Source organism: Blautia sp. aa_0143 (genome assembly GCF_004167315.1).
GTDB classification, from domain to species: Bacteria; Bacillota; Clostridia; order Lachnospirales; family Lachnospiraceae; genus Blautia_A; species Blautia_A fusiformis.
Map to the genome: position 1 here is coordinate 24,774 of NZ_RCXU01000004.1, position 13,446 is coordinate 38,219.

The window sequence follows — 13,446 nt, forward strand, 5'->3', positions numbered from 1 at the left end:
TCTTTTCCGACAGATAACAGATATTGTCCACTCCAAACAAAACAGGCCAGTTCAAACACAGGAATATACATTTTCCTGTATCTGAACTGGCCTGTTTTTTATTTTTCCCGCTGCTTCCGTACAATTTCCGCAAGCTCGCTATATTTACCTGTAACATATCCAAAATTTTCTCTTCTGTGAGGAAGCTTGCACTCGGTGCAGTCTTTAATCCCGCTTTCCGTAAAGCGGAAATTACCACCACATTTATCTCCCAGTGCATATAAAGGACAATAGCAGAACAGACAATTGAAGTTCTCCGGATCTGCTCCTTTATGGCACGGAAAATACTCACAATTTTTGTGGCTGAAGTAAGAGTATTCTTTGCCTTCCCAGTATGGTTTCTCCATGGCTCTTTTCTCCTCTCCTGACATAACCACACATAACTTTTTCCTATAAAAAAGAGGTAGCGATGCCACCCCGGGGTAGAAATATAATCCGTTCATGAGTGCGCGGAGGGAACGAATGTATCCGGAGTAGTATCGCCTGCCATTTAATCATGTATAATTCATATGAACAGGCGCATTCCATAAAAAAATGCCTACTCTCGTAAAAAAGTAGACAACGTCCCAGGGGTGCGGAGTCCCTGAAATGGTTGTTACACTTTACACGGAAGTTTAACCTCGCCATAACAAGCAGGTTTCCTGGCTCCGGGATCATGGCTCCTCTCTCCTTCTCATACATACGTACAATGGACTATGAGATTCGCTCCTCCGTTACAGTGACCGGATCGCTCAGGTTTCACACCTGATTCCCTTTTCTGTGGACTTCTGATAATCAATATATAACTGTCAGCTATCCTCAGCACTTGCTATGTTCAATATGGAATTATACTGACATTATAATAACATCCTGTTAATTATATGTCAATACTGTTTTCAATATTTATACATTTTTGAGCATATTTTATTGCTGTTCACTCCGTTCCATGGGTTTTCAATATTTTTTCCGACGTCAAAAACAGCCCGACAAACTGCTGTCGGGCTGCTGTATTTTTATTTTCTATTGTACGTTCTTATTATACAAGACGTCTTACAGATACAATTGTTCTGTATGTAGCATCATTGCTGATCTTGATCCCATCCTGAGAGTTCGATGCATGAACGATCTGGCCATTACCCATGTAAATAGCCACGTGTCCGCCATAGCAGATCAGATCTCCCGGCTGTGCATCTGCGTAGGATACTTCTGTACCTGCATTCTGCTGCTCATAGGAGGTTCTCGGAAGGCTGACTCCGAAGTTCGCATAGACACTCTGTACAAATCCGGAGCAGTCTGCACCATTGGTAAGGCTTGTTCCGCCCCATACGTAAGGATTTCCCACAAACTGTGTAGCATAATTCACAACAGAAGATCCGGAACCACTGCTGTAAGAAGAACTGTCACTGTCTGAAGATGTATCCTCTGCATTAGATGTGTCCTCTGCACTTTCTTCAGATGCGTCTGTGCTGTTATCGTAATCTGCGTCTGCATTATCCTCTGTATTCTCAGTATCCTCGGACGCATCATCATTCTCACCATTGTCTGCATCTTCATCCACATCCTCGGTGTCATCTTCTGCAGTATCCTCATCTGCATTCTCGATCACGTCGCCGTCCTCATCGTACTGTCCGTCTTCGCTCTCGTCCGCCTCATCCTGCTGTGCTTCCTGCTCTGCCTGGCGTCTTGCTTCCTCTTCTGCCTCAGCCTGTGCTCTCGCTGCTGCTTCAGCCTCGGCCTGACGTCTTGCCTCTTCCTCTGCTGCAATACGCTCAGCCTCTAATCTCTGAAGCTCTGCAGTCTGCTCTGCAAGAAGGTTGGCATAATCTGTAGCCTGCTGCTGTGCGTAGGCGATCTCATTATCATAATCTGCGGATGTGGCACGCTTCTCATCCAGCTGTGCCTGCAGGTTCTGGGACTCTGCCTCATATTCCTGCTTCATTCCCTCCAGCTCTGCCTTCTCCTGTGTGTACTGTGCCTCCAGGTTTGCCACCTGCTGGATCGTATTGGAATATTTTTCAAGACTCTTACGGTCCTGCTCATAAGTCTTCTGTGTGTACTCTGCTCTTGTAAGAAGGTCAGACAGGTTCTCTGCATTCAGCATCATCTGGAACCATGCATCGTCTCCACCCTTCTCATAGAGATACTGGATACGTTTCTTCATTGCCTCATACTGTTTCTGCTTGGCATTTTTGGCCTTCTCAAGGTTGGTCTGTGTAGATGCAATGTCGGCTTCCTTATTGGAGATATCTCCCTCCAGTGTCTGGATCGAAACCATCACGTTTACAAGATTGGCATCAAGAGTTGAAATCTCGCCTTCAATCTGTGACTTCTGTGAGGAAAGCTCATCCAATCTGGAATAAGTCGCATTCAGCTGTTCGTTGGTCGCATCCATCTCCTGCTGAAGTGCTGCCTCATCTTCTCTTGTTGCGCTTACGCTGACTACCTGTGCTCCGCTGATGATGAGCGCCAGTGTCAGACATAATATCCTTTTCTTCATGACTGTTCACCCTCGCAATCTGATTCTAATTTAATACAGCGGATCTGACCATCCGCTTCGTTGGTTTTCTTTGTAATACTTTTGCAATATCTTGTTTCAATCTTTTTATATATTAACACAGTGTTATTTGGATTGCAAGGATTTTCTATTAATTAGTTTAAAACTTTGTAACATTTATTAATGATTTTGACATTAAAAAAGGAGAACCCGGGTTATCTCAGGTTCTCCTCTCACGTTTCTTATTTCTATTTGTTACATACAAATTTCTTTCAGCACATCCTGATCAGAACAGATCTGCAAGGATCTGATTGGCTGTCTTATTCAGATATCCGTTGGGATCGGAAAGAGTGCTTCTGTTCCATCTGAAGTAAGCACCGTTTCGGATATAGTTACCACTGGATTCATGATAGTCATATTTGCTGGCTCCAGGATACCTAGACATATAAGTTTCTGCCAGTTTGATCGCCTGGCTTCCGTAAGTTCCGCTTGGTGTCGGTGTTCCGGAAATCTGTACGCCGGCATTCGGTGTACAGTGGAGGATCACAACACTCTTATCGGAACACTGTCCGAGAACGATCCAAGTATGTCCGCTGTTGTATCCGATATCTCCCGGATAAAGCTTCCAGTTTGAGCTTGCCAGCTGAGACTGGGAAACAACGGTACCCATTCCCTTGCCGGAATACAAAGATCCAAGATTTCCGGAAACATCCGTGTACATAGGTCCACCGGATCTGCTCTGCATGATCTGATATACAGACCATCCTACAAAGCCGGAGCAGTCAAGGCCCTTCTGTTCTGTAGCTTCACTGAGATCCATATAATATCTGTAATTATAGGAGCTGGAATTGCTGTCATACCACTGTTTCCATTTTGGACTGATGCCCTTTCTGGTCGCATCTGACCAGTTGTGGCCGCCGCCCCATACGTAAAGAGTCTTTCCTACCGGAAGCAGTGCATTAGCAAGGAAATTCTTGATGGTCCTGGAGCTTGTAGCTGTAGTAGTGCTTGGGTTGGTATCCAGGACACCATTGCTGCCAAATGTATACTTCTTGCCATCGATCGTCTTCGTTCCCGTAGCCATGACACCGGTTGACGGATCGAAATAATATTTATATCCTTTTTTGGAATTTGTGACCCAACCGGTAGCCATCACGCCGCTCTTGCTGTAAAAATAATAGGTATCGCTGCCGATCTTCTTGAAGCCCTTATACATAGCTCCCGTGTTTGGATCAAAATAACGCTTCTGCTGTTTCTTATTCGTTGCCCAGCCCTTTGCCATAAAGCATTTGCTGGTAAAATATCTGGTCACATTCTGCTTGTCTGTAAGGAATACGCTTCTGGCTGCAGCACCACTGCCGCTGTAGAAATAATATTTCTTATTGCTGATCGTGGCCCATTTCGTTGTCATATATCCGCTGGTGGGATTAAAATAGCGGGTATTGTTCTTACTGTCTGTAAGCCAGCCTGTTGCCATATAGCCCTTGGCACCGTTGACATTATAAAAATATCGTTTGCCCTTGGAATCCTTAGCCCAACGCTTCATCTGCACGCCTGTGGATTTATTAAAAAAATATTTCTTCCCGTTCAGTGTAAGCCAGCCTTTTACCTTCTGTCCATTCTGATAATAATAGGACTTTCCTTTTTCTGTTTTAAAGCCGTTTTTGGTCGCAGCCTGTACATCTGTTGCCGTTGTATGTACAGTTGCTCCGGCTGCAAAGAACATCAGAACAAAAAAAAGTCCCCAGAGTTTCCATTTTCTGCTTAATTTTCGCATACATACCTTCCTTTGATAGATAGATCATTGATATTTACTATTTCTTAAGTCCGACTGATCGTAAACGTTACAATTTTGTTACAATTTTACGTCCATATTATATAACATTCTTTACGGTCCGTCAACTCTTTCCTTTTCTTTCAGAAAAATCATCATCCAGGTATTACCAATGTTGATTTTATGCAGAAAAAAGCCCCGAAACATCAGAAATATTCACTGATGCTCCGGGGATATGATCTTTTATGCAGTTTTGCTCCTGTCTGTTACAGATCTGTTACAGATCCTTACAGGAATTTTTTGCGAAGCTCTGCTCCGTCAAGGGCACTTAAATATGCAGGTGCAACATCAAATACAGTCTTGCAGCCCTTCTGTCCTTCCTGGTTCATGCGGTATGCAGCTCTTGCATAGGCAACGATCACAGAAGATGTAAACTCAGGATTGGAATCCAACTTCAGGCTGTACTCGATCACATGGCTGTTCTCATTGTTCCAGCCTGTTTTTCCGCTGCGGATCACAAAACCGCCGTGCGGGATACCGCTGTGGTCACGGTCCAGCTCTTCCTGGGAAATGAAATGTACCGTTGTATCATACTCGTCAAAGTAGTTCGGCATGGTCTTGATCTCTTCCTCGATGCGTGCAAGATCAGCACCTTCCTCAGCAACTACGAAGCACTCTCTTGTATGTTTCTGGCGTGTGGTAAGCTCCGGATTTTCTCCGTTTCTTACTGCCTCAAGTGCAGCTTCTACCGGAATGGTGTACTGCTTTGCATCCTTTACGCCTTTGATGCGGCGGACTGCATCAGAATGTCCCTGGCTGACACCCTTGCCCCAAAATGTGTAGTCGTTTCCATTTGTAAGGATCGCATTTGCATACATACGGTTCAGAGAAAACATTCCTGGATCCCAGCCTACGGAAATGATTCCTACATGTCCACTCTCTGCTGCTGCCTTGTCAACATTTGCAAAATGCTCCGGGATTTTCTTATGTGTATCAAAGCTGTCCACAACATTGAAATATTTTACATACTCCGGTGTCTGAACAGGAAGATCTGTAGCACTTCCTCCACAGATGATCAGGACATCGATCTCATCCTTCAGCTTCTCCGCATCTTTTACAGAATAAACCTTTGCGGTCTCTGTAAGGATCTTTACAGTCTCTGGATCACGTCTGGTAAATACTGCAACCAGCTCTGTATCCGGATTATGCTTGATGGCGCACTCCACGCCGCGTCCCAGGTTTCCGTAACCTAAAATACCAATTCTTATACTCATAACGATTTCCTCCTCTTTTTCTCTGCAGTATGACATTTTCCGGACAGCATTGTGAATTTCTGTCAGAAAAATCCCTCTGCGATCTATATCGCAAAACGGATCTGCAGGATCCGCCTTACAAACATATGGATATTCTGCCTCAGGATATTCCGATTCTCAATTCCGGGATATCGATGACCGCTTTGTTCCTGCATCAGCAGCAGAAAAAGCCGCCCGGCCAGCACATGAAACAGGCCATGGTCCTGCAGCAGGCATCACACATATCCCCTTCTGCAGTCGGCATTCCCCCAAAGGGATCCTGCCGCTGCTGATACCAGCCGCCACCGCCTTCCATTCTCTGGAGCAGCATACGGTACTGCATATTATCCGGTTCCTGACGGACTGCTTCACGGATCTGATCCAGAGCTGTTACATTATTTCCCATTCCCATATTTGCCATAGCAGCCAGGTAATACCATTCCCCATTTTTCTGACCAAGAGAATCCAGTACATTCATAGCTTCCTGAAAATGACCGCTCTGCACATAATTGGAGGCCGCCCTTCTGCGCATACTTTCCTCATCCTGATAGGCACTGGAACCGGCATTTCCGTAATTTCCAAAACCACCGTAATTTCCGTAGCCGCCATAGCCATTCTGGGAACTACTTCCGTACTCACGCTCTTTCATGATCTGCTCGTAAGCCTGCTGCACTTCTTTGAATTTTTCTTCGGCCTGATCCTTATTCGGATTATTGATATTGGCATCCGGGTGATACTTTCGGCTCAGCTTCCGGTATGCCTTTTTTATTTCATCATCAGATGCGTTTCTGGGAACTCCCAGCACGCTGTATGGATCTAACATTTTTTCTCTTTCTCCCGTTCTTCCCTGCGCTTCTGTCCGATCGCCGCAAAGCGGCACCAGACGCCGGAATATAAAATATTTCGAAGGATATCTCCGTATCGGAGGATCGGCAGCTTTTCAAATTCTCTGCAGCATTCTGCAAGCATCATCATAAGAAGCCGACGTACCTCTTCCTCGAACCCTTCTATCTTATATTTTTCAAGGAAAGGATTGTAATTTCCGTTTTCTGCATCTTTTTCCACATCGTCATAAGCATCCAGGATGTAGATAAATTTTCCGAGATAAAATCCCAGACGGCGCAGGGACGATTCCCAGACATCCTTACGGAAGGCCAGAATCTCTTCCATGATACGTCCGGAACATCCGGCTACACGGTCCACATCGGTTTCCCCCTGTTTTTCCAGGGAAGAAAGCTCCTCTAGTGCGTTTCGGATCCTTTGGATCTTCTCCGGATAAGCGGACATATGCATATTTCCGCAATTCTTCAGAATTCCTGCATATGCATAGCGCAGTGGTTTGTGTTCATCCTGCCAGTCATCCATACATTTGTAATAGGTAAGGATCACATTCATATCCGCACAGTACTCAGTTACTGTATTTTTGCGCACCGGCTGGGGCTTCAGCGGATGGACCACACACCTGGAGGTTCCCTTCTTCGTTGGCGGTTCATAAAGAGCGCTTAAAAGAAGGACCACAAATGTCATATCATAAGTCAGTGAGATCTGTCCCGGTATCCCGTATCTCTCCCGCAATTCTCTGCAAAGACCGCAGTAAAAAGAACGGTACACATCAAAATCCTTGAATTTTATTTCCGGTTTATTAACGGTCACATATCCGAACATGTCAGCTCCTTTTTACGAATTTTGTGTGGCATTTCGGACATTCGATCTCGATCTTGCCCTTTCCCTTTGGAATACGTATCTTCTGTCCGCAGCCCGGACAGCTGTAGATGTGATGGGTCTTTCTCTGCTTCATCAGATCCTTTTCTTTATTAAAGCGAAAACGGAACTTTGACGTCATCTGAAGGAATTTCTGATTTTCGGCATAACGCTGCTGGATATTTCTGGAAAAAATACGTATATATGCATATACGATCGCTGCGACCCCGAGAATGTCAAGGGTGCTGCCGACAGTTCTGCTGAATATATTGGCAAACATTGCCAGAATGATCAGAACCAGTGCGACTCCCATGGTGAACCTGGAAAGATCATCCACTCCATAACGTCCCTGCATAAATTTATTAAATTTGTCTCTCATATAATCTGCATCTCCTTTTCACTGCCATACGGCACTGCCCAAAAATTTCCGTAAAAAAATCCGGATGGCAGTTCCTAACGGTCATTGCATACCTGGAAAATGTAGAATTTCAGATAATAGGACTCATCTGCTGACCAGAGGATCGGATGATCCGGTGCCTGTGTACGGTACTCTACCTGGCGCAGTCTCTTATGGACATTCTTCGCTGCCTGACCGATGGTCTGTGTAAACAGCTCATACGTCATAAAATGAGAGCAGGAACAGGTTGCGAGAAATCCGCCGTCCTTTACAAGACGCATTGCACGGAGATTGATCTCACGGTATCCCTTGATGGCATTTTTTACAGAGCTTCTGGATTTCGTAAATGCCGGAGGATCCAGTACCACAACATCAAATTTCTCTCCCTTCTCCTCAAGCTCGGGAAGAAGTTCAAAAACATCCTCACAGAGGAATTTCACTGTTCCGTCCAGGCCGTTCAGACTGGCGTTTCTTCTTGCCTGCAGGACTGCAGTTTCCGACGCATCCACACCAAGAACACTCTGTGCCCCTGCAATTCCCGCATTCAGGGCAAAAGAGCCGGTATGTGTAAAGCAGTCCAGAACCTTCGCCCCCTTGCAGAGCTTCTGGATAGCAAGACGGTTATATTTCTGATCCAGGAAAAATCCGGTCTTCTGCCCGTCCCTGATATCTACTTCATATTTCACACCGTTCTCTTCAATCTGAACAAGTGTCGGAAATTCTTCTCCGATAAATCCCTTGGTAAGTTCCATTCCTTCCTGGCGGCGTACCTTTGCATCACTTCGCTCATAGACTCCACGGATCCGGATCCCATCCTCAGCAAGGACTTCCTTCAGTGCATCTAGGATCGTTTCTTTAAGACGGTCGATTCCCAGTGCAAGAGACTGTACAACAAGCACATCTGAAAACTTATCCACAACAAGACCCGGAAGAAAGTCTGCTTCTCCGAAGATCACACGGCAGCTTCCGGTATCTACTACCTTCTTACGATACTCCCATGCGTCGCGGACACGTTGTTTCAAAAATTCCGGACTGATCTCTGTACGCTCATCTCTGGTAAGCATACGGACTGTGATCTTGGAATTGGTGTTGATAAATCCTCTTCCCATTGGATATCCGTCAAAGTCCCGGACCAGAACGATATCTCCGTTCACAAAGCTTCCCATGATGCTTGCGATCTCATTGTCATATACCCAGAGGCCTCCTGATTTCAGGAATCTGCCTTCGCCTTTTTTTAATGTTACTACTGCCAGGCTCATAAATTCTACCTTTTCCCTTTCTCGTTTCCCTATCACGGTTTGCGATGTATGAGTCCACAAAACCGATTTACGGTCAATTTTATCACAGAAAAATCCATTTTTCCAGTGCTTACACAAATCCTTGTCGTAAATCACAAAATTTTCATGATATCTTTCCGGCACGACAAAAAATACCGCAGCAGAGGTTGTTTTCTCTGCTGCGGTATTTTTTATCTCTTTTTCTGTAAATCTTTTATTCTGCTGCGGATTCCTCAGAAGAGTCCGTGTTCTCGCCGTAAAGACCTGCCAGATATTTCATGGTTTCTTTATAAAGTGTCTGCTTATCTTCCTGGGGAACATCTGCAAGAATAGCTGCTGTCACGTCTGTGGCCTCTGTGTCCTCCTGGGAACTGTCAATACTGAACAGCTTCTTCAGCTTCTGATCCATCATATTCAGCTCTGTACTCTGATATTTTTCTGTACCATCTGCCTCATAGGATTCTGTACCATCCTTCAGGATATCATAATAATCCTTCTCAACAGTTTCTGCCACACTCTTCGCTGTCTGCTCATCCAGTGTTACCGTTGCCACTGCCTCTGTATCCTCCGTTGCAGCGAGAAGGGAATCTGCATCTCCCTCATACTCGCCTTTTACAAAGAGGACAAATTTGTCATAATTGTTCTTTGCTTCTTCGCTGAGCACGGAAGTATCGTTTTCTGCACTGTCTGCCTGGTCTGAGCCCTCTGTACTTTCTGAAGATTCTGTATCTTCTGTTGCCTCCGGGATTCCGGTCTCATCGGATGCAGCCTCGTCAGAAGTGCTTTCATCTGTGCTGCTCTCGTCAGATGCACTATCCTCTGTGCTGTTCTCGTCAGATGCACTTTCGTCTGTACTGCTCTCGTCGGATGCACTTTCATCTGTACTGCTTTCGTCCGAGCTTTCCTCATTGCTATAGGTTCCGTCGTCGGTAGCATCCGGGATTCCGGTCTCATTGCTTGTATCCTGAGAATCTGCTCCTGTTTCTTCCTCAAGACCCGGATCCTCTGTGGAGCTCTGGATCACATCGTCACCAAGAATGCTGTCATTTACATTGTTGACGATATCATCAGAAGAATCTGCATCCACATCTACGGTTTCATCACTGCTCTCGCCATCCAGCGTATCATCAGAGGAAGAGGTCTGGCCTGTGGTATTGGCATCTACCTGCTCCAGTGTTTCCTTCACATCATCATAATTGTAATCCTGCTGTGAGATCTGCTTCAGAAGAGACACGATCCTGTCAATATCGTCCTGGCTTACGGAAATATTGTTCTGCTCAGCCACATTGATTACAATATTCTGAATCTCATCTGCATTCTGTACTCCGTTCTGGATCACATCCATCTTGGACTGGTTTACAACTGTTGTCGCCTCATTTTTACCAACCTTATCTGCAAGCTCACCAGTGGTTACGATCTCCTGGTTGGCAAGCTTCGTCTTGGTCTCATCCAGCTTCTCTCCGCTGGCCTTCTCATATGCCATCTGGATACCGGTAAGTGCACCTGTTCCGGATACTTCCATCGGGCAGGCAGCAACTACTTCACAGTTCTTCACACCGGATGTGGAAAGTGTCGTTGCGATCATATTACCTGTCACCCAGTTCAGATTTGCTGTGCGGACCTTGATCCCGCCGGACTGTGTAGGCTTCACATAGGCACAGCTCAAAGTTCTGGAACCGATCTGGGACTGTGGTGCGATATTATCCAGGTGTTTATGCTCATCCTCATTTGTAATGGTCATCACCTGCACCTGATCGGAACTTACATTAAAATATTTCATCATTGTCTGCTTCTGGGCATCCGTAAGATCTGCTCCAAGTGTTACTACCTTCGATGCATCTGCAAATACGGGATTTACACTTCCTGCCACAAGGCATGCACTACAGAGCAGAGCTGCGATCATGTTTCTTTTTTTCATTGATCTTCCCTCCATATATTTTTTCGGATCGATTGTATCTGCTTAACTTTTGCGGTGTAAAGCGGACATTCCTCTTCGTTACTTACATCTCCACGAATGCGAGCGCTTCACGATCTGTCGTTCTTGTCATATTATAACACAGCTGCTGAAATATTTGTAATTTATATTATATAAAAAACGCTGCCGGAAATTATATCGTTACTGTTCACTCCGTTCTCAGCAACACGCTTCGCGATGCACAGGATTTATGCTAATCGCATAAATCCGCGCGGTATGTCTCGGGTTTTCTGTGACCTTCGCTCACAAAAAACACCTCGCGGAATATTACCAGTGAACAGTAACATTATATCACTCATTTCTGACAGCATTTTATTGTTTTTCTCATTTTCCCAGAGAACTTATCTGATCTGGTTTAATTTTCCGGTTTCTTTTGCTTTTTTCAACAATTCCCGGTTTTTTTCATTCATGATACCAAAATCCTTCAGCGGACAGTACACTTTTTCACATTTTCCCAGGAACTCCAGTGCTTCTTCAAAGGCAGACTCCGAAATGCATTCAAAAGGCTTCTCCGTGATCACTTTTGCAGCCAGTTCTTTTGCCACCTGATAATCTGCATCATTGGTATGGAGAACTCCGGTCACAAAAGGAATCCCCTGTCGCTGCAGCTTCCGATATACCGGAATCCCGCTTCCATTTCCTCCGATCACAAACACCTCCGGTTTTCCGGCCGGAGGTTCCATTTCCACGCAGCCGAATTCTGCATTATAGCTTCCACGGGTGATGCCATAAAGCTTCCGAATATAATCGGAAGTAAAGATTTCCTCCGGTGCACCATATTTCTCAATGTGATCTCCATGAACACAGATCACCTGGTCAGAAATCTTCTGGGCAAGATCCAGCTCATGAAGGGACATGATCACCGTCATCTGTTTTTCCAATACCATCTTCTTCAAAATGGCAAGAAGCTCCAGCTTATGCCGGATATCCAGGAAGGAGGTCGGTTCATCCAGGATAATGATCTCCGGTTCCTGGCAGATGGCGCGTGCCAGAAGGATACGCTGTCTCTGTCCGTCACTGATGGCTGTAAAATCCCGATCCTTCAGATCCCAGGCGTGAACCATCTCCATGGCACTTTTAACTTTTTCCTTGTCCTCTGCGGAAAGGATCCCGAGAGTTCCGGTATAGGGATATCGTCCGGTGGATACCACATCCTCACAGGTCATAAGCTCCGGTCGCATGCGCTCGGTAAGTACTACAGCCAGTTTTTTTGACACTTCCCTGTTGGTCATCCGGCTCATCTGTTCCTGTTCCAGATATACCGTTCCGCTGATCAGGGAAAGCTGTCTTGTGATACTCTTCAAAATAGTAGATTTTCCGGCACCGTTGGGACCGATCAGTGTCAGGATTTCTCCTTTATTCAGCTGAATATTGATTTCTTTGATCAGCGGTTTTCCATCATAGCCTACGGTCAGCTGATCTGTATAAAAAAAATATGATTTCATCGTTTATATCCTCTGCTGTCTGTGAATCATGATATAGATAACTACCGGTGCTCCGAAAACTGCTGTCACAGAACTGATGCTCAGCTCCGTCGGTGCAAATACAGTTCTTGCGATCAGGTCACAGAACAGGCAGAACACTGCACCGCCCAGAAAACAGGCCGGGATCACAAGCAGCGGTTTGGCAGTCTTCAGGAGACTTTTTGCAATATGAGGCACAGCGATCCCCACGAAGGAGATCGGCCCTGCAAAAGCGGTCACACAGGCAGAAAGAATACTGGAAAGCAGGATCAGAAGTATCCGGAAAGCCTTGATATTAACTCCCATATTCTGCGCGTAAGTCTCCCCCAGCTGATAGGCGCTGATCGGTTTTGACATAAAAAATACGATCACCATGGTAAGAAGTACCACAGCAGCCATAGTCTGCACATTCCCCCAGGTCATACCGGAAAAGCTTCCCAGTGACCAGTTGTGAAGATTGACTATGTTGGAATCATCTGCAAAGGTCACCACAAAGTCTGTGATGGCCGAACAGATATAGCCGATCATAACACCACTGATGACCAGCATGGACATGTTGTGGACTTTTTTTGCCACAAGGAGCACAAAGCCCATGGAAATCATTGAGCCTGCAAAAGCAGCCAGGATCATGGCACCGGAACCGATGGACACCGATCTGCTAAAAAAAAAGATCATCAGAAGCGCCACGATCAGCTTGGCACCGGAAGAGATTCCCAGTACAAAGGGTCCCGCGATAGGATTGTTAAAAAAGGTCTGCAGCAAAAATCCGGAAACAGAAAGTGCTCCGCCAAGGATGATCACTGCCAGTATCCTGGGAAGACGGATCTCCCAGACGATATTATAAGAAGTTTCATCTCCCTGATGCCGGAATATGATATTCAGGATCTCCTTCACAGAGAGGTGGATACTTCCGGAATTTACATTCCATATAAATAAAAAGATCAAAAGTACCGCAAGGATCACAAAAGAGATCCCGTATCGGACTGCGCGTTTTCTGTCATTCATTTTTTCTGGTACACTCCTCTTCTGTTTTGTTATCCTGTCCTTTCGTTTCC

General features: G+C 45.5%; 11 protein-coding genes and 1 riboswitch. All 11 genes read right to left on the minus strand.

Features of this window, described 5'->3' with window-relative positions; genetic code table 11:
• Nucleotides 1-98: 98 nt before the first annotated feature.
• Nucleotides 99-386 carry a cysteine-rich small domain-containing protein gene (locus EAI83_RS02685; RefSeq protein WP_173723397.1) on the minus strand — a complete coding sequence of 96 codons (288 nt, stop codon included), beginning with the start codon at nt 384-386 and terminating at the stop codon, nt 99-101.
• A gap of 267 nt (nt 387-653) precedes the next feature.
• Nucleotides 654-823, minus strand: a riboswitch (cobalamin riboswitch).
• A gap of 231 nt (nt 824-1,054) precedes the next feature.
• Nucleotides 1,055-2,515 (minus strand): C40 family peptidase, encoded by a 1,461-nt coding sequence (locus EAI83_RS02690; protein WP_110104064.1) that lies wholly within the window; start codon nt 2,513-2,515, stop codon nt 1,055-1,057.
• A 283-nt stretch (nt 2,516-2,798) separates the two neighbouring features.
• Nucleotides 2,799-4,289 carry an N-acetylmuramoyl-L-alanine amidase family protein gene (locus tag EAI83_RS02695; protein ID WP_243113436.1) on the minus strand — a complete coding sequence of 497 codons (1,491 nt, stop codon included), beginning with the start codon at nt 4,287-4,289 and terminating at the stop codon, nt 2,799-2,801.
• A 284-nt stretch (nt 4,290-4,573) separates the two neighbouring features.
• A complete protein-coding gene (locus EAI83_RS02700) occupies nt 4,574-5,560 on the minus strand; it encodes a diaminopimelate dehydrogenase (protein ID WP_015525965.1) in 987 nt (328 codons plus the stop codon).
• A gap of 193 nt (nt 5,561-5,753) precedes the next feature.
• Nucleotides 5,754-6,401, minus strand: coding sequence for a J domain-containing protein (locus tag EAI83_RS02705; RefSeq protein WP_129974571.1), 648 nt, complete (start codon nt 6,399-6,401; stop codon nt 5,754-5,756).
• Nucleotides 6,395-7,243, minus strand: a complete 849-nt coding sequence (locus EAI83_RS02710; RefSeq protein WP_015525968.1) for a DUF5685 family protein — start codon at nt 7,241-7,243, stop codon at nt 6,395-6,397. The genes EAI83_RS02705 and EAI83_RS02710 overlap by 7 nt, the downstream gene beginning before the upstream one ends.
• Nucleotide 7,244: 1 nt before the next feature.
• Nucleotides 7,245-7,658: a hypothetical protein gene (locus EAI83_RS02715; protein ID WP_015525969.1), complete on the minus strand. Its 414-nt coding sequence runs from the start codon at nt 7,656-7,658 to the stop codon at nt 7,245-7,247.
• A 74-nt stretch (nt 7,659-7,732) separates the two neighbouring features.
• Entirely contained in the window at nt 7,733-8,935 is a 1,203-nt protein-coding gene (locus EAI83_RS02720) for a class I SAM-dependent rRNA methyltransferase (RefSeq protein ID WP_059086808.1), read from the minus strand.
• A gap of 232 nt (nt 8,936-9,167) precedes the next feature.
• On the minus strand, nt 9,168-10,871 hold the full coding sequence (locus EAI83_RS02725) for a DUF1002 domain-containing protein (RefSeq protein ID WP_129974572.1): 1,704 nt from the start codon (nt 10,869-10,871) through the stop codon (nt 9,168-9,170).
• Nucleotides 10,872-11,269: 398 nt separating this feature from the next.
• The gene (locus tag EAI83_RS02730) at nt 11,270-12,373 is read right to left on the minus strand and encodes an ABC transporter ATP-binding protein (RefSeq protein WP_021651559.1); all 1,104 of its coding nucleotides are present in this window, start codon (nt 12,371-12,373) and stop codon (nt 11,270-11,272) included.
• A gap of 3 nt (nt 12,374-12,376) precedes the next feature.
• Nucleotides 12,377-13,396 carry a FecCD family ABC transporter permease gene (locus tag EAI83_RS02735; protein WP_129974573.1) on the minus strand — a complete coding sequence of 340 codons (1,020 nt, stop codon included), beginning with the start codon at nt 13,394-13,396 and terminating at the stop codon, nt 12,377-12,379.
• Nucleotides 13,397-13,446 lie beyond the last annotated feature (50 nt).

Coding starts and splice junctions, on each gene's coding strand:
- EAI83_RS02735 (WP_129974573.1), bottom strand. CDS start 13,396: ATGAATGACAGAAAACGCGCAGTCCGATACGGGATCTCTTTTGTGATC.
- EAI83_RS02685 (WP_173723397.1), bottom strand. CDS start 386: ATGGAGAAACCATACTGGGAAGGCAAAGAATACTCTTACTTCAGCCAC.
- EAI83_RS02705 (WP_129974571.1), bottom strand. CDS start 6,401: ATGTTAGATCCATACAGCGTGCTGGGAGTTCCCAGAAACGCATCTGAT.
- EAI83_RS02690 (WP_110104064.1), bottom strand. CDS start 2,515: ATGAAGAAAAGGATATTATGTCTGACACTGGCGCTCATCATCAGCGGA.
- EAI83_RS02730 (WP_021651559.1), bottom strand. CDS start 12,373: ATGAAATCATATTTTTTTTATACAGATCAGCTGACCGTAGGCTATGAT.
- EAI83_RS02725 (WP_129974572.1), bottom strand. CDS start 10,871: ATGAAAAAAAGAAACATGATCGCAGCTCTGCTCTGTAGTGCATGCCTT.
- EAI83_RS02720 (WP_059086808.1), bottom strand. CDS start 8,935: ATGAGCCTGGCAGTAGTAACATTAAAAAAAGGCGAAGGCAGATTCCTG.
- EAI83_RS02715 (WP_015525969.1), bottom strand. CDS start 7,658: ATGAGAGACAAATTTAATAAATTTATGCAGGGACGTTATGGAGTGGAT.
- EAI83_RS02695 (WP_243113436.1), bottom strand. CDS start 4,289: ATGCGAAAATTAAGCAGAAAATGGAAACTCTGGGGACTTTTTTTTGTT.
- EAI83_RS02700 (WP_015525965.1), bottom strand. CDS start 5,560: ATGAGTATAAGAATTGGTATTTTAGGTTACGGAAACCTGGGACGCGGC.
- EAI83_RS02710 (WP_015525968.1), bottom strand. CDS start 7,243: ATGTTCGGATATGTGACCGTTAATAAACCGGAAATAAAATTCAAGGAT.